This is a genomic window from Terriglobus albidus, assembly GCF_025685425.1.
Lineage (GTDB): Bacteria > Acidobacteriota > Terriglobia > Terriglobales > Acidobacteriaceae > Terriglobus > Terriglobus albidus.
Genome location: NZ_JAGTAS010000058.1, coordinates 933,355 through 958,461, shown reverse-complemented (window position 1 = coordinate 958,461; position 25,107 = coordinate 933,355). Strand labels below are relative to the sequence as shown.

Below are 25,107 nucleotides of genomic sequence, written 5' to 3'. Positions count from 1 at the left end.
GGGCTTTATAGCCCGCTGATAAAGGCCTTAAAAGTAGATGGGCTTTTATAGCCCTGGGCCTCCTCTGCCCGTGAGGAAAAAGCCCAGGGCTGAAGCCCATTTCTATATTGAGCCGATAGACCGTGGGCTGGAAGCCCACGGCTCCCACCGATTCGAGCTTCGCTCGAACCTTTGCTACAATTGCAGAGGTACGGCGGCTATAGTTCAGGGGTTAGAACGCGGGTCTGTGGCACCCGATGTCGAGGGTTCAAATCCCTCTAGCCGCCCCAAACACACCTTTTCGTTGCGCGTCTTGAGCGAATCGCCCACTCTTCCGCATACGCTTTACACAGGTAGCTCGGGCTGGGCCTATCCCACCTGGAAACCAGGCTTCTATCCCGCCAAGACGCCCGCAAAACAGTTCCTCCCGTACTATGCGACCCGCTGCAACTCCGTGGAAGTGAACTATACCTTCCGCGCGTTACCCACCAACGCCATGGTCGCCGGGTGGGTTGCGGCTGTGCCAGAGAACTTCCGGTTCAGCTTCAAAGCTCCGCAGACCATCACCCATATCAAGCGTCTTCGTGACTGTGGTCCACAGGTCCACGCCTTCACCGGCTCGCTGGCACATGCGTATGCCGCAAAAAAGCTCGGCGTGCTGCTCTTTCAGCTCCCTCCGAACTTCAAGGCCGATCTCGATCGCCTCAACGCTTTTCTCGATCTCCCCACTTTGCGCGACTATCGCGTTGCCTTTGAGTTCCGGCATGAGAGCTGGTTTGCCGATGCGACCTATGAAGCGCTGCGCAACCATAATGCCGCGCTCTGCGTCGCCGAGAGCGAAGATCTGGTCACACCCGAGGTGCATACCGCGTCGGATTTCACCTTCTTCCGCCTGCGCAACCCGGCACACTTCACCACGGATGATCTGCCGCGCTATAAGGCCCACTTCGCCGAACTGACGCAGACGCGCGATGTCTTTGCCTATTTCAAGCACGAAGATGAACCCGCAGGAGTGTTGGCAGCCGCCTCACTGCTGGAACAGGCGGCGTCCCAGTGAGCCACAGCAGGCACTTCAAGCCGCGTCGCTGGGTGCGGCATGGCGATCTGCAGACGCTGGTCGGCAACTTCCTGAAGCGCGATCCGCACCTGCCTCCGTCCGAGGCTATCTATATCCAGACGGAGCCCGAGACGCAGATCCTGTGCCACTGCAACTGGCAGCCATCTCCCGATGCTCCGCTGGCCATCCTGCTGCATGGCCTGGAAGGCTCCTCCGACTCGCAGTACATGCGTGGCAACGCCTCCAAGCTGTGGGCCACGGGCTGGTCGGTCATTCGCATGAACATGCGCAACTGCGGAGGTACGGAGCACCTGACACCTACGCTTTATCATTCCGGCCTCTCCATCGATCTCTTGGAGGTCATGCGCTGGGCGATCCGTACCCATGGCGCGCAGCGCATCAGCCTGATTGGTTACTCGATGGGTGGCAACATCGTACTTAAGCTGGCCGGAGAGCTCGGCAGCTCCATGCCAGAGCTGCAATCGGCCGTCGGCGTCTCGCCCGCCGTCGATCTCGGTCCCTCTGCGGATCGCCTGCACCAGGGCCGAAACCGCGTCTATGAGTGGAAGTTTCTCCGCGGCCTGCTGGCGCGCTATCAGCGGAAATGTGAGCTCTTCCCACAGATCTACGATCCTTCACGAGTAAATAATGTTCGCTCCATCCGTGACTTCGATGAGCGCGTCATGACGCCCTACTGCGGCTTTACCGGCGCAGACGACTACTACCATCGCGCCGCGGCAGCTCGTGTTCTTCATCGCATTGCCCTGCCGGCGCTGGTTCTTCACGCTGCCGACGACCCCTTCATCCGCATTACACCGGAGACTCGCGCCGCCATGGCTGCAAATCCGAAGATCACTTTTATCGAGACGGCGCACGGCGGCCACTGCGCCTTCCTTGCCGATGCGGTTGAGAACTACGATGGCTACTGGGCCGAGCACACCGCACTTGCCTTCCTGCAACAGCACGTGCATATCCCACAGGAGGCGCATGCTCGCTGAGTGGTCGACCGAGACCGGGCAGCACGATCCGGTACTCGTCCTTCCCTGGCAGGCCGAAGGTTCGGCTCATGCCTTTGTCGATCTGCGGGAAGACCCCGATGCGCTGGACTCGATTCCTGAGGCCGATGAGCACGCTGCCCTGCTGCACGCGCTGCGTTCGCTGAACGTCTCCCGTTCACCTGTCTACACGGCCAAGTGCGATGCCTGGGAGATGGACGAAGCCGAGCTCGATGCTTTGCGCATGGAGTTGCTGATTGAATCACCCGAGGAGGCGCCCGAGGGCTTCGCCAGCTACATCGATCTGGTCTGGCGTGAACGTAACGCCTTCCTCTCGCCGCACAAACTGACACCGCTGCTCGACCGGCTGACACGGCTTGCCGGCAAGCTGGAGCACCCCACAGCCAAGCTGGAGTTCATCCTGCGCCCCGCCGTCACCGACTTCGGAATGGTGCAGGAGGGCTATGCCGTTTCTCTCTATGTAAAGGCGGTTGGACAGGATGCGAACGATGCCTATCTGCACTGGGCAGACGCGTTGAGCGATGTTGTGGTCCTGATGCGCAGCAAAGACGCGATTCCGTAAGTCGCTCACGCAATTTCCTCGCGTGGATATCGAAGTACGCTCGAATTTCGATTTTTCATTTCGCAGCGCAGCGGAGAAATCTGCTTCTCTACCCAGGGCGTCAGGTGATTCTGAGCCCAAAAAGCAGATCCCTGCGGGATGACAAACCCATTCAACCATTCAACTATTCAACAAAACGCGGCACCGCGGGCGCATCACTGAATCTCACCTCGCGAGATATCTTCACTACATTCCTTCAGCACTCCCCCGATATACTTCTCTAGCAAACCCAGCCACGCTTTTCGCTGCGCTGAAACCTCTGGAGACCACAGACTCATGATGAATCGTCGTCACTTCCACAAGCTTTCCCTGAGTGCGGCCGCAATGCCGTTCCTCGGCGGCCTTGAAGCTGCCGTCGCCGCCCCGGCCCCCTCCAACACCTTCTCCGTCATGCTGTGGACGCTGGACAACAAGCTGAGTTTCGAACAGAAGCTCGAAATGGTGGCTGCTGCCGGCTATAGCTCCGTCGAAGTCGGCAATGAGTACGAAAAGTGGACCCCGGAAGAGTGGAAGACCAATCTTGCCGCTCTGAAGAAGTACAAGCTCGGCGTCGACTCCGCCGTGCCCGGCCGCAATTCTCTGGCTGACCATACCAAGCGCACCTTTTTGCACGATGACCTGGTCAAAGCCATCCCCGGCGCGAAAGAGCTGGGCTGCAAACAGTTCATCTATACCGCCTTCAAGCGCGTTCCCGGCCAGACACCGGAGCAGCAGCACGCCGCTATCGTCGATACGCTGAAGTACGCTGCCGACCTCCTTGAGAAGGATCAGATCGAGATCGTGCTCGAGCCGATCGACCTGCTGGAGCACAAGGAAGAAGCTGTGGTCAGCGTCAGCGAAGCCTTCGCCATCTGCCGCGAGGTCAACAGCCCGCGCATCAAGGTGTTGTACGACTTCTACCATGAGCAGCGGCAGGCCGGTAACCTGATCGAAAAGCTCGACGGCAATATCGACCTGGTCGGTCTGGTGCACATCGCCGACGTCCCAGGACGCCACGAGCCCGGCACCGGCGAAGTGAACTACACCAACGTCTACCGTAAGCTGGCCGAGCTGAAGTACAACCGCGTCATCTGCATGGAGTTCCGTGCCACCGGCGACTGGGTCAAAACCCTGAAGACCGCCCGGGAAGAAGCCATCGCTGCCCTGAAGTCGTAACGCAGAAACCCATCCATGCATCGCCCCTGCGCTCTGCATGGATGGGTTTCTCTGTATTCCCATGTATGGAAGCACACCCTGCTCGCATACAATCAAAGCAGGCGGGCGAGTAGCTCAATTGGATAGAGCACGAGCCTTCTAAGCTCGGGGTTGCAGGTTCGATCCCTGCCTCGCCTACCACAAAGTCTTCCGCCCTCCTCCGCTGACCTCCGGAAAACCAAAGCCGCCGTATGAGATTACCTGTGCCACCTGCTGCCACGACGATGTTGGGCGTTACGCGGGGCCGGCTTCGCACAGATCCGTTATCGTTGGGTGGCTTTGCTACGTTCCATCATTCAGCCTAATCATGCATTCAGACCACGACCGGAAGAAGCCATCTCGCGATCCCATCAAGAAAGTGCTATCCGAACAGAAAGCTCTCTCGAATGCTTGGTTTGGCCCAACTAGCCAAAGCCCAATCCAGCGATTAGGTTTCATCCTCATCTAGACGTTCTGCCTACTGTTTGGTGGCTTCATATGGCGGGCTTTTTTTAGCGCGCCGACAAGCAGTGGATTTACCTGTCCTTGGCGTCGGAGCATTGCCTTTGGCGTTCGGCATCGCCGGACTGGTTAAGGCGCTGCGCAGACATTGACCTAACAGGCGTGAAACGTGGCCTGACGCAGAGGATGCTAAGTCGAAGCCGGCCATCGTCTCGTATTTCGATCCGAAAAGAATGGGGATATTGGCATGAGGGATTTCCCTCTCGATAATAGCTTTTGTTGTGTCGGTCTTTTGTTTTCTGGAATCCGCAATGACGCTCGCCCTCACCTACACCGCTTATAAGCGTGGAACACTTCGCGGAGTTTCTTTTCATACCTTCTCCTTGAAGGCCTTATCTTCATCGCCGCAACGGTTACCTCATTCTGGGCCGCTCTAAAGCTGCGGCACCAGTGTGCTAGTTACTGATGGTCGGCATGAAAATTTTGCGCATTCTTGTAGCTTTGGCGACCGCATCTAGTGTCCTGAGTCTAAAGTTCGTGAATAAATCGTGAAGAGCTTTGCCACCCGAAGCGTTGAAGAAGCAAGTTCTTCACTACGTTCAACGCCTACTAGTAGCAGTAGTAGAAAACGATAAAGCCGTTGCAGTATGGCGAATACCATCCTATGTTGAGAATGGCTTACGGCGTTTGTGGACGTCGGGGCCTCCTGGAAGTCGCCGCCAGTATTCGGCTTGACGACCCGTACTCTTGTGAATACCTTCGTGTTCGCTTTCGGCCCGCGAAGACTTATGAAACTTTCTCTTGACCATTTGGCTGCTGGCCTGGAAACTTCCGACATCGCAAAAATACAAATGGGCAGTGGAGATCTCTCCATCGCCACATTTCTTTGTCTTTGTAATCCGAAATAGAGCACGAAAAACGGGTACAACACAGCAAATGAAAGAGAAAGCCCTTTGCCCCTCACAGCGCCTCCTGCAGGCGTTTGTAACGAGCTTTGATGTACACCCTGCCTTGGTGAACACGGACCTTATGATTGAGGTCCGCTTGAGCGTGCTAAGAGGGCGCGCTCAGATTCCCGATTCCATCACCCCATAACGTCTCAGATTCCTAAGTTGGTCACGATTGCCAGCTAGAAGGCCGTCGTGTGCCTGATCCGCCCATGCAGGCAGATCAACGGCCGGCCCCTGTTTGCAGAGGTTGCCGCACTGCTGCGCGAACACGTTGCAGTCAACCCTCACGACACAACGCACCAAGGAGAAATATGCGTAAATCTATCCTTGCCCTGATAACAGCTATAGGGCTTTGCTCCATATCGTCATGGGCTCAGGTTTCCCTGAACGCCCACACTACAGTTACATCAACTACAGACTCAGACCACGGCATGTCATCGCTTGTGATGACCGACGCGGACTGCGATGTCATGACGCCTGCAGGCGCGTGTACGGTTCCATCCGGTGACGGGCCATATCGTGGCACCTTCATCGTCACGAGCTCTGTGCCATTGACGGCTACGCGAAACATTATTGTTCCACTGTCTCCCGGCCGTGCTGTCTTCGTGAAGAACACATCTTCCGGAGCACAGCAAATTTGCGTCAAGGGATCCACAGGGTCGGCTGCCTGCATCGCGAGCGGCCAGACGGGGATTGCAGTCTCCGATGGAGCAAACTACAACCTGATCTCCGGAGGCGGCAGCAGTGGCACGAGTTCCCTCGGTTTGGTCGTTGCCGATGGTGCTACCTACACGACAATCCAGGCAGCCTATACAGCAGCCTGCGCTGCATCTCCTAACCTGGACGTGTATGTTCCGGCAAATTCTACGGTGACTGACACCCTCTCGACCTCGGTCAATTATCTGATCTCAACCTGCACTTCTCAATTAACAGATGGACGCTCGGGAGCAACTTTTGGATCAGCTCGCGCCAATGTTCTCTTTCAACCCCGCTATGAGCGTATTGAATACCATCCCAAAGAAGCCGAGATGAAGCTTAAGATGATTGAGCTCGCGCGCAACGGAGCGAATCTCGCTAACATGGGAATCCCCGCCGTGCCGCAATGGATCGTTATGTCTGCAGGGGATTCAGTCAACCAGTTTGCAAACCAGATGACCATCCTGCAAAGGAGTCTGGGTGTTGGTGTATCGGGGGTGGTGACGACGGCGGCCCATGCTGGGACGCAGAATAATAACCAGTATTATGGCCTAACCCAAGATGCTTTTGGACTGAACTCTGTACGTTCTGGCACGACAGTAATAAGTCCAAATGGAACCCCCGATCCAACCAGTCCCAATGGATCATCCCTCACCATCGGAAGTTCCTCAGCCACCGGACAACTCGATGTCTATATGGTCGCGACCACTTTGGGATCGGATACTACGTACCGCCCGATGCCGCAGTTCAAACTCTTTTACCTGTGCGACGGCCATGGAGCTTTCAATATCAGCTACTCGCCCGACAACCAGAATTACTTCTCAGAGCCTGTGACCTGGACGCAGCCATCTTCTTGCGCGACAACTGGCTCGATTGTAGCCATCGGAGTTGCTGGAACTGGCAGCGGTACTTGCACGGCGGACATTACCCTTGGAGCCTCGGGTGGTGGGGGATCAGGATTCTCCGGCATTGGGCACATCAATTCCTCTGGTGGAGTCTCGTGGGTTGAAGTTACCTCCGGTGGCAGCAGTTACGATCCCTACACGACCACGATCGCCCGCACTGGCGGAGGAACTTGTTCGGTCAATCCGACCTTCAGCAACATCCTTACATCGAACATGTCCATTCAGGCCGTGACGTTGCAACATGACGGTCTCGGTCGCATACGGATTACCAATCAATCCGGCAGCAGCGTGAAAGTCTTTGCTTGGGAGGAGTACGATCCGAATACCGCCGGAGTTGTCTATGAGGACCTGGGGTTTGGTGGCAGCGGACTCAATGATGATTTTGCCGCACCCAGTAGTTATCTTAACGGTTTTTATCAAGCTATCCCTGCCCCGGACACGGTTCTGATTGAATACCTCGACAACCCGCAGATGGCCGGGCACCCCATCAACTATTGGGTGCAGCAGTGGAATACGCGCGGTATAAACCTGCAGTCTAACAAGGTGTCCTCAATCAGCACTCAGAGTGCATGTGAAGCCGCAGGCAATTGGTGGAATACAACTTCGTCCGTCTGCAATGCCTACACACCTGACATTGAATGGATCAGTAGTTACACGAATGGATTCATTACTGATCCATCGGCTGGTAGAGACGTGGACCGTGATGCAATGAATGCGATCGAGCAAATCAATCGTGGTGGCGGAAATGCCTACTACGTGGATATAAATTACCCAAATTCTTCAGGTCAGGAATTCGCTAACCGCCGGGCCTTTACCTCTACCGACTCAGTTCATGTAGACGGAGCAGGACAGGCCTATCTCAACGGTCTTTTTCAAGCAAATCGAGGCATCCCATCACAGGACCTTTTTGAGAGCCGGGCTCAAACTACAATCCATGTAGGTCAAGGGGCAGCGACTCGGCCAGGACTAGGTTTCCTCAGAAGCGGGGGACATGGCTTGTATGTAGACTCCGCGTCAGCCAATCGTTTTTTGGTGAGTGCCGGGACCTTTGGTGTAGATGGGGTGTTGTTCAGTCGCGCGACGACGATCGGCGCTCTGACCTCTTACGTTCCAAATCCGGGATCAACCTCGGCCACCTACGCGATCTGTGCCGGCAATAATTTCAATCTGAACCCCTTTGGCTGCAGTCCTGATTTTACTGTCACAAACGGACCGACAACTCTTAGCAGTTCGAACTATATCCAGGTGTGCTTGCCGAACACCATCCCCGGAGCCACTTCGATGGCGCTGATTCGAAAGTCTGGATATACCGGAGCGTCGGTGGTGCAGCAAACGCAGTCATTTTCAAACGCCACAACGCCGACATGTATGTACGACATTGGTCAAAGTGGCACCGGCTACTCAGCGGCAGCCTGGATTCCTACCGGCAATATTCGTGTTAATGGGCCAACGGGCCTTCTTGATCCTCTTCAGGTATTCGCTGCCAGAGTGTTCGATGGAGGAACTGGGACCTATTCTGATGCATATCTCGAACGGGGATCAATTTTTGGAACCAGTCATGGTGTGCAATGGAAAATTCTCGACAATGGAAGTATTGCTAATTACTGCACACTTAACATCGGAGCCAGTACGAGCTGGGGATTTCAAGCTGGATGCGCCGGAACTTTTGCAAATGCACAGTTTAGTTTTCTTCAGCCTGTAAACTTGCAACCATTCTCATTTACAAATTCCACCATTCGTATCCAGAGCTCTTCATCAAACTACACAGGAACAATCGGAGCCTTCGAGTTTCGTTCGAGCGCAGTGAATGCAGCTCCCAGCGGTGGAGCTTTGATCCATATCAATTCGGATTCTGGTTATGGAGGCTATCTTGCTCTGCTGCGGGGAGCTAACACGGCTGTCTTTGGCGTCAAACAGGCATCGATCGAATTCTTCAACAATACATCGAATCCGATTACAGGAGTTCAAGGCCTTGGCTCGAATCTGCTAACCACAGGCGGCGCAGTACCGACGATGGTTGCCGGCGCCGCTGCGGGAACATCGCCTGCTTGCACCACGATCACCGGTGGAAACACGGCTGGCGTCATTACCTGCACGACTGGCGCGGGGACGACAACCGGAACTCTTGCAACAATAACGTTCAGCGGGACGTTGACCCTTACTCCAAACGGCTGCCATTTGCAGGCACGGGATGCGACGACAGCTCCAATGGCATCTTCGATCTACACTACGGCACCAAGTACCACCACATGGACGATTGGTGTCGCCTCAGCTCTTGCTGCTTCTACAACGTATACGTGGGCATATTCCTGCCTGTAGACCCTAACCGCTCGTAATGGACTGCAGGCCGCCCCAAAGGCGGCCTGCAGCGTAACTAGAGGTCTATGACTATCACAAGATGCCCACGAGAGGTCCAGGATTGCTTGCAAATGCATAGCAGTGAACCGGGCTAGTGTGGTGAGTCATTAATTCATTGCCATAAATCATTGAAGTGCTTTTGCGATTCGAAGCGTTGAGAAAGCAGGTTCTCACTAATCACCCCAGCGAACAAATTCGCCTGGGACCCGGACGTTCAGGATGACACATTGCTATGAACTTCAGACTCACCACACCAGACTACCGGTCGGCGTTCTTCAGCCACTCTTCCAGGTGCCCCGTCAGGCGTAGCGCGATGATCTGCGCTTCACGGAGCTGCCGGTCGGCATCGAGAAGATCGAGATACTTCTGGCGTTCCTGAATAAGTGCATTTTGCTCATCTTTTGGAGAGGGGGGAACGTTGCTATTGCCGGATCCCTCATTCAACTGAATCCGTAGTGCCTCAAGCTGTTGTTCGGCAATCTCACGCTCCAGCGTGGCAATCTCGCTTTTTTCGTTCAACTCCGCGAGCGAGTTGATTGTCTTCGCGCGGCCTTCCAGGAAATCAAGCTTCACTCGATCCGCGTCAGACTGCGCGTGAGATGCGTCGGCAAGCGATTCCCTGGCTTTGGCACGTAACTGAGGCTGAAAGACGGGGAGGTCTACCACCGTCCCTACCGTGAAGTTATCCGTCCGAAAAGAGCCGGGCTTGTAGTAATCCTGGTAATTATTGAAAGTCGCATACCGGTCATACTGAAAGTTAAAAGCGACATGCGGGCGATATAGCTTTCTTGCATCGCCAAATGCGGCCTGGAATTTGGACTGCGCGCTGACGTACGACGCCCGAATTGCCGGCGCATACTCACCATCGCTCGTTGTTTTTGGAGCCGGCAACGAGGGGATGCTGCCGGGAAAAATGAAAAGCCCATCGGCAGGCAATCCCGTCAGATTCGCGAGATGAGTGCGCTGGAATGCGATGTCTGCTTCCGTATGTAATTTGATAAGCGTGATTTGTGCCAGAGTTAGGCGTGATTTGATGAGTTCGATCCGGCTGTCCTGACCCGCATCCAGACGCAAATGCATAATCTCTACGAGATGCGTCGCAAATTCCTGTTCCTGTTTCAAGGCTTCAAGTCGCTGTAAGTCATGGTCCAGCACAACGCATGTGCGGGCAGTATCTTCTGCTACGACTTGACGGGCATCCGCCAAGGCAAGGTTGGCGGCCTCCAGCCCCATTCGCGCCGCGTTGATGTAGCTTTTCTGAGAGAGATCAAATATCAGGGATTGCAGGTTGAAGTTGTAGAGGGTCGGTTGACCGACAGGAAAGCCGTAGGAGTAACCCAGTCCTGAGCCGGCATTCAATACCGGGATGAACACAACCCGTGATTCCGAAAGAACGGCGGTTGCCTTCGCCGCATCCGCTTCGGCCATCTTTACCCGTGGGCTATTGCGAAGCGCCAGGTCAATCGCAGAGGCGAACGAGAGCTGGGCTTCAAGCCTCGCCGATGCAAGCAGCATGCATCCGTATAGCAGAGGCAGGAGGCGAAGAAGAAAACGTACGGCTTTCATGCGGAAACTCTTTTGGAATCCTCGATACTTATCACTTAGAGCATCTTCCCTGTTGCTGGGTATCCCAAAAAAGGAGCGCAGCGGCGTTTTCATTGCGGAAAACGCCCATAGATGCGTAAACCCTACTCTACACCTGCAGGGAAATGCTCCATGGTACAGATTCGTCATGCCAAAAGATTGACTCTAAAAGTGTTCACCGGCCCACTTCTCACGTGAAAGAATACCCACAGGCAAGCAGGTCTGAGAGCTTTTCTTCGCACCTGCCATGTCCCTAAAGGAGACTCCCTGTGGCTCAGCATGCCTGCAAACACTTCGCGCACCTGCATCCGGTAACGCCTTCTGCCAAGGGCTGTGAAGAGTGCCTGAAGATGGGCAGCTCCTGGGTGCACCTGAGAATGTGCCTGGTCTGCGGACATGTAGGCTGCTGTGATTCCTCGCCGAACAAGCACGCCACCAAGCACTTTCATGACACCAAGCATCCCATCATGCGCTCGGTCGAACCCGGCGAGAGCTGGGCATGGTGCTTTGTGGATGAAGTTGTTGAAGAGCTGCCGCAGTAAGGCGGTCAGCGAAATTAGTCCAGGTCGAAGTCCCGCAGAGGTTTCTCCGTCAGTGGAGTCTCTTTGGCCTTCTTCACCGCCTCAGCGAACTTTTTGGCGAGAAGATCTTCCTTGTTCTTCTCTGCTTCCACTGACTGGCGGAAGAGCGAATCCCGGCGGTCGTCCTGCTCTTTCAGCGCGGCCGAGGCTTGGGAAAGGCTCTCAAAGGTGCGTTTCTTTGGCGCCGAGGTGTGGCTGATGATCTGCTGCGTGACGGGATCGATCTTCAGGATCGCACCACAGTCCGGACACAACACTTCAAACCCCTGTTCAACCTTCGACTTCGCCATGCAGAGGATTGTAGTACGGGACGGCTCAGGCCGTCCCCTAACTGCAAGGCGCCTGGCGGCGGGAACCAGCTAGCTCGGCGAGCGCTTCGATCAGCAGCGGATGGTCGTTCAACGACTCAGGGCGCGACAGTGTAATGCCGATCTCTTTGGCGAACTGCTGGAAATTGATGTCAATGTCGTACAGGACCTCGACATGGTCGCAGACGAAGCCGATGGGGTGCAGCACAACCTCCTCATAACCGCGATCTTTCAGCGAGCGCAGCGAGTCTTCCACCGTGGGCCCAAGCCATGGGCCTCCGCTGACGCCCTGTGATTGAAAAGCGAAGTACCAGTCGCCGATTCCGGCTTTCTGTGCGACCAGAGCGGCTGTGTCTTTTGCCTCATCGGCATACGGATCCGGGTTATCGCCCTGCACTGTGCGAGAGGGAACGGAGTGTGCGGTAAACAGGACCGCCCGCTTCCCGTTCGTGTCGATGGGCACGTGAGGAACGCGTGTATGCAACAGACGGTCGGCGAAAGCCTCTATCAGTTTCGGGTGACTGTGCCAGCCTTCGACAAAATCAATCTGGATGGCGGGATTCTCGCCCAGGGCTTTCACTAGATCGCGTTTATATAGACCGATCGAGGTGCGTGAGTTCTGCGGGGCCAGGCAGAGAACACGTGCCGAAGTGACGCCGTCAACCTTCATCTGCTCGATGACGGGAGCAATCAGCGGCTTCCAGTTGCGCATCGCCACGTAGACAGGTTCACTGATCTTTGCGCGGAGCAGATCTGCCTGCTTCATGGTCCAGCGGGTGAGATGCGGCGGCTCAGGGCCGGGCTTCTCCCGAAGGCCGATCTCTGCGTAGCGATGCTGCAGCTCTTCGACGACGTGATCGGGAACACCGCGGCCGGAGGTTACGAGGTCGAGGTAGGCTTTCATCTCGCCGAGAGTATCCGGCGTGCCGTGAGCGAGCAGAAGAATCGCGTGCATCGCTTCTATTTTAGTGGGTCATGATTTAGATCTGGAACTGTTTGACCCATTCGGCGACGGCGATGACGTTTTCAACCGGTGTGCCGGGAACGATGCCGTGTCCGAGGTTGAAGATGTGGCCGGGTTGTCCGGCATTGCTGCGAAGGATCTCCTCAGTGCGCTGCTTAAGCACATCCTGCGGCGCGAAGAGCGTGATGGGATCGAGGTTTCCCTGCACAGCAACGTTGCTGCCTAAGAGGGTGCGGGCTTCGTCGACGGGAATGCGCCAATCGAGACCGAGGACATCGGCGCCCGTCTGCTTCATATGCGGCAGCAGCGAGGCTGAGTCGACACCGAAATAGATGACAGGGACGCCCATTGCCTGAACGGCCTGTACCAGACGGGTGGTGGCTGGAAGCACGTACTCGCGGTAGTCGGAGACGGAGAGTGCTCCTGCCCAGGAGTCGAAGATCTGGATGACGTCGGCGCCGGCTTCTACCTGCTGTTTCGCATAGGGGATCAGGATGGTGACCAGCTTGTCCATCAGCAGGTTCCATGCGGCGCGGTCGCCGTACATCAGCTTTTTGGCCTCAATGTAATTGCGGGAGCCGCCGCCTTCGATCATGTAGCTGGCAAGAGTGAAGGGAGCGCCGATGAAGCCAATGATGCCAAGCTCATCGCCGTCTGGACGTGGTGCGGCAAAGTGAGCAGAGACCTTCTCGATGGCGCGGGCAACGTACTGGAGCTCTTCGGCGCGGTCAGTGCGAAGGGCTGCGATCTGATCGGCGGAGCGGATGGGCGTGTGTACGACCGGACCTTCGCCGTTGACGAACTCGAAGTCCAGGCCCATGGGCGTGAGCGGCAGCAGCAGGTCGGCGAAGATGATGGCGGCATCGACGCCCAGACGCTCGGCGGCGGTAATGGTGACCTCGGCAGCGATCTCCGGGGTGCGGCAGATCTCGAGCAACGAGTGATGCTTGCGTACGGCCATGTACTCCGGCATATACCGGCCGGCTTGGCGAAGGAACCAGACGGGTGTGCGATCAACGGACTGTCGGAGGCAGGCTCTTACAAAACGGCTGGACATGCAGTTTCGATTCTACGTGGAAGCGAAGCCAAGGGTTGAACGTTGGAATCGTTGAATGGTTGAATAGGTCGCCAATAACGTAGATCGGGGCTACGAATTAGTGGCCAACCGTGCTGGAGAAGAGGTTCAGTACCAGAACGCCGCTGACGATGAGCGCCATGCCGAGAATGGCGGCGAGGTCGAGTTTCTGGTGGTAGAAGAGCCATCCAACCAGAGCGATGAGAACTGTGCCGACACCGGACCAGATCGCATAGGCGAGACCGACGGGAATGGTCTTGAGCGTCTGGGAAAGACAGTAGAAGGCGACGCCATAGCCTATAACGACCACGAGGGACGGAAGCAGGCGAGTAAAGCCATTGGCCTGCTTGAGAGCGGAGGTGGCGCAGACTTCAGCCAGGATTGCCCCGGCCAGCCATGAGAATCGCATCGCGTTTCGATTCTAGCGAAGCGGAACCAGGATCAGGATGCCGTCGCGTTGCAGGACAGGTGTGTAGTGCTTGCGAACGATCTCAAGCATCTCTGGCATGAAACGGTTGGCGTCGGTATCAGCTTTGGTGAGATCGATCGACTTGTTCAATTGCACGGCAGCGAATTGCTGGTTTGCGAGCTGTCTGTAAAGCGGCGACGGATCGAGTTTGCCCAACTGAATGAAGCGGGTCGCGTTGAACGGGTCGTAGAGATAGGGCTTGCCGGCTTCGGCGCAGAGCAGCAGAGACTCGCAGATGGCTGGGCCGGAAGTCTGTTGCAAGATAGCAAGCGACTCACGATACGTTTGTTGCTGTTGTCGCAGGCGCCGAAGATCTCGAAACGGAAGGCTGGTCTCGTTGTTGATGAAGAGCGGCAGCATCGGCCATAAGGCAATGACCAGCGGCAGATGAGTCAATGGCGGCGCTGCCTCGCGTACCTCATCGAGGAAGATGCCAACCAACAACACCATGGCTAGAAGCGTGTCGAAGAGGGAGTTGGTGGCAACACCGACTCCGCCGGCAAAGAAGAGATTCAGGACAAAGGCACATGCAAGCCAGATTCCGGTGATGCGGAGTGCAGGGTATCGCCGCGATCGCCATGCCGTGATGCCGGCAAGAACGAGCAGAGGAATCAGCGGCCCAAGCGTGCCGATGCCGTTATCGAAGGCGTGATGCAGGGAATATCCGCGACCCGCGAGCAGGTTGGTGAGAAATGCAGGGCCGGCGACATGCTGGTTGATCCACAGCGAAAACACAGCGGCCGGTATCGCTGTACCGAGAAAGAGAGCTAGCCCTCGCCAGCGGCGTGAGAGCAGAAGATCCAGTGTTACCGCCAGAGGGATGTCGATGAGATTGTGCTTGATATTTCCGGCGAAGACGAAGAGCAGCGCCATCAAGACAATCGCCACTGGACGTTCGCGGAAACGCAGATAGAGATAGAGCGCCGCGAGAAAGAACGGCGTGGCAAAGAGCTGAGGATCGTATTGTCCGATATAGCTGGGGGCGGAGGCACAGACGACGCTGACGGCAAGCAGTGCGGTGAAAGTGGCGGCATAACGCGATCCTGCGAGATGCCTCACCATCGCTCCCAGAAGCAGCGCGGAGCAGAGCAGGCCGACGATAGACAGCGCACGGCCGGTATAGAGCAGATCGCCGGTCAGGTGCGAGAGCCACGCGGAGATATAGAACGACAGCGCGGGATAGTTGACCGCGTGCCATCCGAAGCGTTCGGTATAGAGCGGCTGGTGCAGTAGAACGGTGTGAGCGTTATAGAGATTCCAACCCTCGTTGTAGCCGACTTCAAGGCGCATACCGGAGCGCATCACCGGAACAAAAGCGGTGTAAGCGGCAACCAGAGCTGCTGCGAGAAGCTGCTTATGAGAGCGCTGCATCCTTACGGAGTCTAAGGCAATTCTCCTAATGCTGTAACTTTGGATAAATCTGTGAATGCCGTTTTCTTCGGCGGAAAACGGCGCAAAACAGCCTCACTCCGCATAACTCCTTTAGGAGAATGCCCTAGCTGGAGAGGCTCACCGCGCGCCGGGTTGATGGCGTCTCCCACGTAAATATCTGAGTCATGGCGTAGTTCCATACGGAACCGATGGCGATGCCGGCGAGCGCGGCTAACGCCCATGATGTGTGTGTGAGATGAAGGCGATTGGCGTAGGAGACAGAGAAGATAGCTCCAAGACCGCAGAGCATAAGGAAGCGGAGATAACCGGTCCAGGCGCGGCGGCCGCGCAGGCGGCTTTGCTGCAGCGCATTATTGACGGCGAAGTTAGTGCTCATGGCTGCAAAGGCAGCGGCGGCTTGCGAATCGAAAAAGCTCGCGTGGAGGCCGAGGTACATGGCTGCCAGAACAGCGAAGTGGACCAAAAGGCCGCTGGCGCCTGTGAGCGCGAAGAGCGTGAAGCGGGGGCAGAGATGTCCGCCTGTGAGCTTGTTCACGATGAGGAAAAGGTACTCGACGCCGACATGGAACGATAGTTTGGATTGGCCATGCATGCGTGTACGGAAGCGATATCCAATTTCGCCGATGCGCGGCTTGCGATCGCTGGATGCCAGCAGATCGAGCAGAATCTTGAAGCCGCCGGTCTGCAAACGGGGAGCGGCGGAGCGGAAGAAGTCGTCACGCACCAGAAAGAAGCCGCTCATCGGATCGGAGACTTCGCATTGGCAGACGGAACGCGAAAGCTGCGCGCTGAGCTGGCTGATGCGGACACGGATCCGTGCAAAGTTTCCCATGCTGCCGCCGTGGGCATTGCGTGTTCCGATCACCAGGTCAAGATGCTCACGCTGCATCTTCTCGATCATGCGGGGAAGGGCTGTCTCATCGTGTTGCATGTCCGCGTCCATCACCGCGAGCATCGGCGCGGTGGAGGCCATCATGCCTTCGATCACGGCCGAAGAGAGACCACGGCGGCCGATGCGATGGATAAGGCGGATGCGGCTATCCTGACGGGCAAGCCGGCGAACCACGTCTGCGGTGCCGTCCGGAGAATCATCATCCACGACGATGATCTCGTGCGGCAGGTTTCCCAGGACTGTCTGCGTCCGGCGGATCGCTTCGATAATGTTGGCGCGCTCGTTGTAGGTCGGCAGAATCACCGCAAGTTCAACAGTGCCTGAGGCATGTTGCAAATCGAGTTGGACAGCAAAATCGCTCATGCTTCAGGTCCTGGCAGGATTCGCGCTTTAGAGTGCGTGACCCGCTGTACCTGTTTTTGTTGCGGAGCAAACGGAATTGATTACACGCCACGCCGCATTTGTCGTTTGCAGTGGGATGAGGAGGGAAGCAGAATGGCTAATAGAAAGCGGGTCCTTCGCTTCGTCGCTCCAGCAAACAAGTTGGCCAGGAACCCTGTCTTCGGCGTTTTAGAAGCTGTTTCGAGGCATACATCCCACCCACCGCGTTGCGATGGATAGGGCACCCAGGTCCGAGGTCGGTCGGCCGTCTAGACAGAACTCATTCCATTCTTCAATCATTCAATTTTTCAATTCCCTAGTGCGAACCGGATTGCAGTGCCGATTTCCACGGGCTGAGGCGTGCCACTAACAGAAGCGGGCCGAAAGCGGTATTGGAGCACCGCGGCCACAGCAGCTTCGTCCAGGCCAAGGCCTGCGGGCTGGGCGATCTGCGGTTTGCTGACGGAGCCGTCGGCATTGACGGTGAACCGGACGATGACGACGGCAGCGTATCTCAATCGCCGGGCGGCGGGCGTGAAGTCCGGGTTGGCGCCGGAGAGCAGGGTTGGCTGAGCGGTGTTGCCGGAGGCGGCCTGCGCCGGGTCCTGCCCGGAGAAGGTACCCAGGGAGGCATAGTGCTTCAGGTCAGGGCCGTGTAGGCGGAAGGCCTCAGGTAGCGGGGCCTCGTTCTGGCCGAAGAACTGGGTGGCGGCCGTCTGCCAGTAGGCAGGCAGGCGGGGAGCCAGCTCATTGACGCTGTCGGCGAAGATAGCGTCCAGGGCGGCCGTGTAGTCACCGGAGACCGGCGGACTGATGTGGAACTGGAGAGGCTCGGCTCCGGTGCGATCCACGGGGCCGTCGGCCAGGGTGATAGGCACCCAGCGGACCGCTCCGCGGGCCTTGGCGTCGATCTCCAGTCCCATACGATGTGCTTCGATCTGGAGACCGTTTTTGAGCAGCTTGATGTGGTCGATTTTGACTCCGGCGAGGGTGAAAGGCAGCTCCGGATAGTCGTTCAGCGGGCGACCGTCAGCGGTGAACCAGAGGTTCGCGCCCTGCCAGCAGCCGCGCAGCAGGAACTGCCGGCCGATGAGGCGCTTTCCGAGGGCGGCCTCGGTGGACTGGCCTTGGGCAAAGATCGCCAGGCAGAACAAGGCAAGCAGGGCAGTAGAAAGGGAGAAAAAGCGCCGCATGGGGGCAAGGGTACCGGATAGTGATGGGCGGAACAATGCTCGCGAGCGCGAGAGCGGCGGTTCGAATCAGTTTTTCAGGCTAGACTGGAGTTGGCTCTGTGAGGGAGTACCTCCGTTGACTCCTCCCTGAAAGTGAGCTACTGTTAAAGCTCGCGCAGTTCTGCGTCTTTTTGACGAGGGAACTCCGCCGTGGATCCACCTGGGGCAGCCTGGAGTGAATGGGTAAAAAGCCGTTCGATCGGCGATGAGGCCCGACTCCTGGTAGCGTCCGCTTGACGGACAAGGACCCCGAAAGCACCCACTGCATTGAGCGCAAGTCCACCTGGCAGGTCCGGGCGCATCTTCCTTGCCCCGTTTTGGCCGTGTGGAAGCGAGATTTAGTCGTTTTTCGAAGGATTTTGGTTTCAGGAGAAGCAGCAATGTCGACGTTTGTGCCCGGCGCAAAGGACATCAATCGTAAGTGGTTCGTGGTGGACGCGACCGACAAGACCCTTGGACGTCTTGCCAGCAGCGCGGCGAACATTCTTACCGGCAAGAACAGCCCCAAGTACACCCCGTACATCGATACGGGCGATCACGTCATCGTGATCAACGCGGAGAAGATCAAGCTGACCGGTCTGAAGAGCCAGCAGAAGATCTATCGCCGCTACACCGGGTTCCCCGGCGGTCTGCGCGAGGAAGCCTTCGACAAGCTGCTGGCGCGCAAGCCCGAGGCGATCGTCGAAGAGGCGATCAAGGGCATGTTGCCGAAGTCGAAGCTTGGCCGCCAGATGGCGAGCAAGCTGAAGGTTTACCGCGGAGACAAGCATCCGCATCTGGCCCAGCAGCCTGAGGCTGTTGAGCTGACTGCATAACGGTAAGGGATTCGAGAGGATTATGGCGGATTTGGTTCAGTACTATGGCACGGGTCGTCGCAAGTCGGCGATCGCGCGTGTTTTTCTGCGCCCGGGATCGGGCGAGTTCACGGTTAACGGCAAGCCCCGTGACGTCTACTTCGTGACGGAGCAGCAGCGCGCTTCGGCGAAGCGCACCCTGCAGACCGCTCAGCTCGAGGGGCAGTTCGACGTGGTGACGACGGTTGCCGGCGGTGGTGTTGCCGCTCAGGCCGATGCCGTGAAGATGGGCATTGCCCGCGCTCTGCTCGAGGTGAATCCCGAGCTGCGTAAGACCCTGAAGGCCGATGGCCTGCTGACCCGTGACGCCCGCGCCAAGGAGCGTAAGAAGTACGGTCAGAAGGGCGCCCGCAAGCGCTTCCAGTTCAGCAAGCGCTAATCGCTGGCTTCTGGTTTTGGTTTGGTTCGACCCGGCGGCGGCTTCGGCTGCCGCCGGCCAAGTAGTTAAATTTCCCACGAACGGGATCAATCGGCCACTCTGTTGTACCGGCTCGATGACCTGATGAAGGAGCCTCTATGGCAACGATTACGATGAAGGAGCTGCTCGAAGCAGGCGTACACTTCGGGCACCAGACCAAGCGGTGGAACCCGAAGATGAAGGAGTACATCTTCGGCGAGCGTAACGGCATTTACATCATTGACCTGCAGAAGACCTTGAAGATGTTCAAGGAAGCTGCGAAGTTCGTCACCGACATGACGTCTTCGGGCAAGACCGTTCTGTTCGTCGGCACCAAGCGCCAGGCACAGGACGCCGTTGCGGAGGAAGCCGAGCGCGCCGGTATGCCGTTCATCAACAACCGCTGGCTTGGCGGTCTGCTGACGAACTGGGTAACGGTGCAGAAGTCGGTCAAGCGTCTGCAGGAGCTGGACGAGATGTCGACCGATGGCCGTTATGAGCTGATGACGAAGAAGGAAGTCATCCGCCTGGAGCGCGAGCGCAAGCATTTGAATGCCAATCTCCGCGGTATCAAGAACATGCGCCGCCTGCCGGATGCGATCTTCATCGTCGACTCGAACAACGAAGCCATCGCCGTCTCGGAAGCCCGCAAGCTTGGCATTCCAGTGGTTGCCGTTGTTGACACCAACTGCGATCCCACCGTGGTGGACTACGTTATCCCCGGCAACGATGACGCGCTGCGCGCCATCCGTCTGTTTACGACCAAGATCGCCGATGCCGCCTACGAGGGCGTGCAGATGGTTGGCGACAAGGCGTTTGCCGACGAGTACCAGGATGTGACCCCGGTTGAGACCGCGTCGCACTTCCTCGGTGAGGACGGCGAAGAGGGTGATGTGGTGGCTGCTGCGGAGCCCGTGGTTGAAGAAGAAGAGACCGTCGATCTGGAAGCTGCCCTCGGTGGCGGCATTCGTAAGACGGAGAGCGAGACTGAGGTTACCGCCGAAGCCGGCGCCTAAGCAGATCACGAACTTGCACAAGGGAGCGTGGCTGCCGGTTCATTGGCAACCACGCTCTTTTTGTATGCCTGCCCGCGTAACCGGACATTGATGTGCGCGGGATGGCAGATCAACGAAGATTTGAACGGAAAAGAAGGGAAATGGAACATGGCGACTGAGACTGCAAAGATCGACGCAAAGCTGGTAAAGGAACTCCGCGAGAAGAGCGGCGCTCCCATGGGAGACTGCCTGAAGGCGCTGCAGGAGGCCAAGGGGGATATGGAAGAGGCATTCGTCGTGCTGCGTAAGCGCGGCATGGCTTCCGCGGCCAAGAAGGCTTCGCGCTCGACCAACGAGGGCCTGGTGGGCAGCTACATCCACGCGGGCGGCAAGATCGGCGTTCTGCTGGAGCTGAACTGCGAGTCTGACTTCGTTGCCCGCACCGACGACTTCCAGGAGCTGCTGAAGGACATCGCGATGCACATCGCCGCCACCGATCCTCGCTATGTCGGCAAGGAAGAGGTTACGGCTGAGGACATCGAGCGTGAGAAGGAGATCTTCCGCGCTCAGGCTGCCGCCAGCGGCAAGCCGGCCAACATCATCGAGAAGATGCTCGAGGGCAAGATGAGCAAGTTCTACGAGGAGGTCTGTCTGCTGGAGCAGCCCTTCATCAAGGAGCAGTCGGTCACCATCGCGCAGCTTATCGCGCAGAAGATCGGCAAGCTTGGCGAGAATATCTCGGTTCGCCGCTTTGCCCGCTTCAAGATCGGCGAGTCCAACTGGACCGTCGCGACCACCAAGCTCGCCGCTTCGTCGGAGGAAGCACAGGCATAAGTCTGCGCTTCAACTCTGCACCAGACGAGGCCCGGCGACAGCCGGGCCTTTTACTTTGCCGCCAACGCGATTCGCGCCGCAGCGGCACTCAGCCTTGGTTCCTGCGCTTGCTCGGCGCGGAGATCAGACAGAAAGGAGAGCAGCAATGCAGTTAGTAGACAAGATCCCGGTATGGGGAAAGCATGAAGAGAACACGCTGGAGCAGGCAAAGGTCTGCGCCCGCCACGCAGACTATATGGCCTTGATGGCTGATGGACATCTTGGTTATGGCGTGCCGATCGGCGGCGTGATCGCAAGCGAGGGCCGCATCAGCCCTACGGCTGTGGGCTTCGATATCGCCTGCGGAAACAAAGCCGTGCGCCTGGATATTCCGGGCAGTGAAGTGCGGCAGAACATCGCACGCATCATGGATGACGTGTGGAATACGCTCTCCTTCGGTGTTGGTCGTAAAAACAACGAAGAGGTGGATCATGCGATCTTCGCGAAGGATGGCCACCCGGGCTGGGACACGGACGCCGCGAAGCCGCTGAAGCGTAAGGCGCAGGCGCAGTTGGGCACCATCGGCAGCGGCAACCACTACGTCGATCTGTTTGTCGACGAGCAGGACCGCACATGGGTTGGCGTGCACTTCGGCTCGCGTGGTTTGGGCCACGGTATTGCAACGTGGTTCCTCAAGGCCGCGGGAGCGAAGGACGGCATGATGGTTGATCCTGTGTTTCTGGACGTGACCAGCGACCTGGGAGCACAGTATGTTGCCGCCATGCAATTGGGTGGAGCGTATGCGTACGCCGGCCGTGACTGGGTGTGCGACCGTGTGGCTCGTCTGCTGGGCGCGAGTGTGGTGGAAGAGGTGCACAACCACCACAACTTCGCCTGGCTGGAAGAGCACGGCGGCAAGCAGATGTGGGTCTGCCGTAAGGGAGCCACGCCTGCATTTCCGGGTCAGAAGGGCTTCGTCGGCGGCACAATGGGAGAGCAGTCGGTGATTCTGGAGGGTGTTGACTCTGCGGACTCGAAGACGGCGCTGTACTCCACGGTGCACGGCGCGGGCCGCGTGATGGGCCGTAAGCAGGCTGCAGGTGTGTATGACCGCAAGACCGGGGTGTGCAAGCGTCCCGGGCAGGTGACGACGCAGATGATGCAGGAGTGGCTACAGGCATCGGGTGTGGTGTTGCGTGGCGGCGGGCTGGATGAAAGCCCGCACTGCTACAAGCGTTTGCACGAAGTAATCTCCGAGCATGGCGATACGGTGCGTGTGCTGCATACCCTGACTCCGCTGGGTGTGGCCATGGCGGGAGCAAACGAGTTCGATCCCTATAAGGATTGAATAATGAAGAGGCCCGGCGAAAGCCGGGTCTCTTTTTTTGAACTACACACTGGGTGCCCCATTCACGCGAAAGCGTGAGTGGGAGATTCGAGCACAGCTCGAACCATTTCGCTTACAGCGCTGTCTGGAACAGATAGCAGTAAATCTCATCTTTTTGACTTCTCTCGATTCAGAGAGGAAAGCGAGTTCGAGTATGCTCGAACATCCCACCCATCGCGTTGCGATGGATGGGGCACCCAGTGTATGGGTTTTATTCGCCGATACCACCATTAGCTATTCCAATTCTTTCGGTTAGTTTTTACTGGACCGCAGGTGGAAGAAGGGCATCCCATAAGATATGCGGAAACGTTCGACCGTAGCGGCCCTCCTCACGGCTGCACTCTGCACCACGCCGCTGTCCTCACAGACAGCAGTACCCACACCCCAGCCTGAGCGGAAGAAGATTGGTCTGGCCCTCGGTGGCGGCGGTGCGCTTGGCCTTACAGAGATCGGTGTGTTGCGCTGGCTGGAGGAACACCACATCCCTGTGGACGGTATCGCGGGCGCCAGTATGGGAGCGCTGATCGGCGGGCTTTATGCGACCGGCCATACGCCGGATGAGATCCAGCAGTTGACCACCGATGAGGTGCTGACCAAGGTCTTTCGCCTTTCCAACGACTTCAGCGCGTTGAACTATCGCCGGCGCGAAGATCGCCGTAGCGCACCCAACTACATGACCATCGGCCTGAAGCATGGCATCAGCATTCGCAATGGCCTGCTGGTCGATGCCGGATTGAATGCTTTCCTTTCGGCGCAGTTCTTGTCGTATGGCGACAAGACCAGCTTCGACCAGTTGTCGGTTCCGTTCCGCTGTACTGCGACGGATATCACCGAGGGCAAGCCGGTGGTGTTCGCGCGCGGATCGCTGCCGGAATCGATCCGCGCCTCCATCGCGCTACCGGGAATCTTTCCCCCCGTGCAGAGAGACGGACACACCTATGTAGACGGGGGCGTACTTGAGAACCTGCCGACACAGACGTTGAAATCCGATCTGCATGACGATGTGATTCTCGCGGTCTCGATGCCTTTGACCAAGCTGGCGCCGAACAGCGGCGGCAGCCTGCTGGGAACGTTGCAGAGGTCGTTCTCAGTGGCGATCTGGGGCAACGAGCTGCAGTCACGCCGACTGGCGGATGTCGTCATCGAGCCGCAGACCGGCGACCTGACGGTGATGGACTACGGCAAAGCTGTAGACCTGGTGAAGCTTGGCTACGACGCAACCGAGGCGCAGAAGGACAAGCTAATGGCCTACACGGTCTCCGACACGGAGTGGGCGGCGTATCTTGCGAGCCGGGCTTCAAGGACGGCGGACAAGCCGCGCAACATCGCCTCCATCAAGGTGGAGACTCATAATCACGAGGTGAAGGAGGCGGTGGAGCATAAGTTGCAGAAGCTGGTAGGCCAGCCGGCGGAAGCCACTGTCATCGACAAACCGCTGGATGAGTTGCGGGCGGATGAACGCTACGAGGCGACCTACCAGGTCAGCTATCCGTCGGGACCTATCCGTGGTGTGCGCGATGCGGATATCACGGTGAAGCTGACTGATAAGGAGAACGGGCCTCCGTTCATTCTTATCGGCATCAATGGGCAGGCGCAGTCGGGTCAGACCCCCCGCTTTACGCTCGACCTGACGTATTTGCACCAGGACTTCGGACGGTATGGCTCGGAACTTCGCGGCACCGTGGAGCTGGGCTGGCTACAGCAATTTGATCTTGAGTACTATCGCCTGCTGAATACACGTGGTCTCTTTCTCGCTCCGCATGGAGAGTTTACCCGGCGGCCGTATTTCATTTATCACGACCAGGACCGCCTATCGGAGAGGCTGTGGCAGCGCGGCGGCGGCGGTGTCGATCTTGGATATACCTTCAGCCATAACAGCGAGCTTCGCGCGGGTTGGCAAGCCTGGAGCCAGCGCTGGGTGACGAAGACCGGCAACGATGGCCAGGGCGACTCATCGCAGGTGGCGCATCTTTTCGATGTGCGCTACGCCCACGACGGACAGGACCGTGCTGAGGTGGCGCAGCGTGGTTTTCAGTACAAGCTGGGGGCCGGCTATCTGAAGGCAGGCGAGCAGGCGGCAGCGGCTCCGCGCGTCGTCGGCGAGTTTCAGTTCGCTCATACCATCGGTGGCAACACTTTCCTCGCTGCCGTAGAAGGTGGCACGTTGTTCAATCGCGACGTGGCGCAGCCTTATCGATTCACGCTGGGTGGGCCTGGGAGGCTCTCCGCCTCGGCCTTCGAGGAGTATCGCGGAACGGATTACTTCTACCTTCGCGAGGCGTATCTACGCAGGATCGCAAAGCTGCCGGATCCTCTGGGACAGAACATCTATCTGGCGATTGCATATGAGGCAGGCCAGATGCGCGCTCCACGATCGATCGGTGTCACAGGCACAGACTATGCGCAGCCAGTCTCAAGCTTCCTACGCCAGGACGTCATGTTCGGCGTGCTGGCAGAGACTCCATTGGGTGTGATCAGCTTCGGTCCTGCGATCGGCGATGCAGGGAGAAGGAAGCTGAGCTTTACCATTGGCCGCTCTTTTTGAAAGCGGTTGAAAGTTGAAAGTTGAAGCGTTAATGCAAGGGT

At 57.6% G+C, this 25,107-nt stretch carries 20 protein-coding genes and 2 tRNA genes; 14 read left to right on the top strand and 8 right to left on the bottom strand.

Annotated features, from left to right (window positions below; translation table 11 throughout):
• The first annotated feature begins 193 nt into the window (after positions 1–193).
• The 7 genes from OHL21_RS23085 (at position 194) to OHL21_RS23055 (ending at position 9,158) form a co-directional block, all read left to right on the top strand.
• Positions 194–269: transfer RNA gene (locus OHL21_RS23085), tRNA-His, on the top strand.
• A gap of 23 nt (positions 270–292) precedes the next feature.
• Complete coding sequence (locus OHL21_RS23080) at positions 293–1,036, top strand: DUF72 domain-containing protein (RefSeq protein WP_263419658.1); 744 nt, start codon at positions 293–295, stop codon at positions 1,034–1,036.
• Positions 1,033–2,034, top strand: a complete 1,002-nt coding sequence (locus tag OHL21_RS23075; RefSeq protein ID WP_263419657.1) for a YheT family hydrolase — start codon at positions 1,033–1,035, stop codon at positions 2,032–2,034. The genes OHL21_RS23080 and OHL21_RS23075 overlap by 4 nt, the downstream gene beginning before the upstream one ends.
• Complete coding sequence (locus tag OHL21_RS23070) at positions 2,024–2,614, top strand: hypothetical protein (protein WP_263419656.1); 591 nt, start codon at positions 2,024–2,026, stop codon at positions 2,612–2,614. The genes OHL21_RS23075 and OHL21_RS23070 overlap by 11 nt, the downstream gene beginning before the upstream one ends.
• A 315-nt stretch (positions 2,615–2,929) precedes the next feature.
• Positions 2,930–3,808, top strand: coding sequence for a TIM barrel protein (locus OHL21_RS23065; RefSeq protein WP_263419655.1), 879 nt, complete (start codon positions 2,930–2,932; stop codon positions 3,806–3,808).
• Between the two features lie 103 nt (positions 3,809–3,911).
• Positions 3,912–3,988: transfer RNA gene (locus OHL21_RS23060), tRNA-Arg, on the top strand.
• 1,681 nt (positions 3,989–5,669) lie between these two features.
• Complete coding sequence (locus OHL21_RS23055) at positions 5,670–9,158, top strand: hypothetical protein (protein ID WP_263419654.1); 3,489 nt, start codon at positions 5,670–5,672, stop codon at positions 9,156–9,158.
• Positions 9,159–9,455: 297 nt separating this feature from the next.
• Here the strand turns inward: OHL21_RS23055 and OHL21_RS23050 are convergent, their stop codons facing one another.
• Entirely contained in the window at positions 9,456–10,856 is a 1,401-nt protein-coding gene (locus tag OHL21_RS23050) for a TolC family protein (RefSeq protein WP_263419653.1), read from the bottom strand.
• A gap of 194 nt (positions 10,857–11,050) precedes the next feature.
• Between OHL21_RS23050 and OHL21_RS23045 the strand changes: the two genes are divergently transcribed.
• Positions 11,051–11,323, top strand: coding sequence for a ubiquitin carboxyl-terminal hydrolase 14 (locus OHL21_RS23045; RefSeq protein WP_263419652.1), 273 nt, complete (start codon positions 11,051–11,053; stop codon positions 11,321–11,323).
• Between the two features lie 14 nt (positions 11,324–11,337).
• On the opposite strand, the gene OHL21_RS23040 is transcribed toward OHL21_RS23045, so the two are convergent.
• The 7 genes from OHL21_RS23040 to OHL21_RS23010 form a co-directional block, all read right to left on the bottom strand.
• Positions 11,338–11,652 carry a hypothetical protein gene (locus OHL21_RS23040; RefSeq protein ID WP_263419651.1) on the bottom strand — a complete coding sequence of 105 codons (315 nt, stop codon included), beginning with the start codon at positions 11,650–11,652 and terminating at the stop codon, positions 11,338–11,340.
• Between the two features lie 37 nt (positions 11,653–11,689).
• The gene (hemH, locus tag OHL21_RS23035; protein WP_263419650.1) at positions 11,690–12,625 is read right to left on the bottom strand and encodes a ferrochelatase; all 936 of its coding nucleotides are present in this window, start codon (positions 12,623–12,625) and stop codon (positions 11,690–11,692) included.
• Between the two features lie 25 nt (positions 12,626–12,650).
• Positions 12,651–13,691 (bottom strand): uroporphyrinogen decarboxylase, encoded by a 1,041-nt coding sequence (gene hemE, locus OHL21_RS23030; protein ID WP_263419649.1) that lies wholly within the window; start codon positions 13,689–13,691, stop codon positions 12,651–12,653.
• Positions 13,692–13,788: 97 nt separating this feature from the next.
• Positions 13,789–14,118, bottom strand: coding sequence for a DMT family transporter (locus OHL21_RS23025; protein ID WP_263419648.1), 330 nt, complete (start codon positions 14,116–14,118; stop codon positions 13,789–13,791).
• Between the two features lie 12 nt (positions 14,119–14,130).
• A complete protein-coding gene (locus tag OHL21_RS23020; protein ID WP_263419647.1) occupies positions 14,131–15,549 on the bottom strand; it encodes an ArnT family glycosyltransferase in 1,419 nt (472 codons plus the stop codon).
• A 124-nt stretch (positions 15,550–15,673) separates the two neighbouring features.
• Positions 15,674–16,825 (bottom strand): glycosyltransferase family 2 protein, encoded by a 1,152-nt coding sequence (locus OHL21_RS23015; protein ID WP_263419646.1) that lies wholly within the window; start codon positions 16,823–16,825, stop codon positions 15,674–15,676.
• 326 nt (positions 16,826–17,151) lie between these two features.
• Positions 17,152–18,036, bottom strand: coding sequence for an energy transducer TonB (locus OHL21_RS23010; RefSeq protein WP_263419645.1), 885 nt, complete (start codon positions 18,034–18,036; stop codon positions 17,152–17,154).
• Positions 18,037–18,455: 419 nt separating this feature from the next.
• Between OHL21_RS23010 and rplM the strand changes: the two genes are divergently transcribed.
• The 6 genes from rplM to OHL21_RS22980 all read left to right on the top strand — a co-directional run bounded on the left by rplM (position 18,456) and on the right by OHL21_RS22980 (position 25,066).
• Positions 18,456–18,890 carry a 50S ribosomal protein L13 gene (gene rplM / locus OHL21_RS23005; RefSeq protein WP_263419644.1) on the top strand — a complete coding sequence of 145 codons (435 nt, stop codon included), beginning with the start codon at positions 18,456–18,458 and terminating at the stop codon, positions 18,888–18,890.
• 22 nt (positions 18,891–18,912) lie between these two features.
• Positions 18,913–19,308 carry a 30S ribosomal protein S9 gene (rpsI, locus tag OHL21_RS23000; protein WP_147646926.1) on the top strand — a complete coding sequence of 132 codons (396 nt, stop codon included), beginning with the start codon at positions 18,913–18,915 and terminating at the stop codon, positions 19,306–19,308.
• Positions 19,309–19,445: 137 nt separating this feature from the next.
• Entirely contained in the window at positions 19,446–20,342 is an 897-nt protein-coding gene (rpsB, locus tag OHL21_RS22995) for a 30S ribosomal protein S2 (protein WP_263419643.1), read from the top strand.
• Between the two features lie 147 nt (positions 20,343–20,489).
• Positions 20,490–21,155 (top strand): translation elongation factor Ts, encoded by a 666-nt coding sequence (gene tsf / locus OHL21_RS22990; protein WP_263419642.1) that lies wholly within the window; start codon positions 20,490–20,492, stop codon positions 21,153–21,155.
• A 145-nt stretch (positions 21,156–21,300) separates the two neighbouring features.
• On the top strand, positions 21,301–22,482 hold the full coding sequence (locus OHL21_RS22985) for an RtcB family protein (protein ID WP_263419641.1): 1,182 nt from the start codon (positions 21,301–21,303) through the stop codon (positions 22,480–22,482).
• A gap of 337 nt (positions 22,483–22,819) precedes the next feature.
• The gene (locus OHL21_RS22980) at positions 22,820–25,066 is read left to right on the top strand and encodes a patatin-like phospholipase family protein (protein ID WP_263419640.1); all 2,247 of its coding nucleotides are present in this window, start codon (positions 22,820–22,822) and stop codon (positions 25,064–25,066) included.
• Positions 25,067–25,107 lie beyond the last annotated feature (41 nt).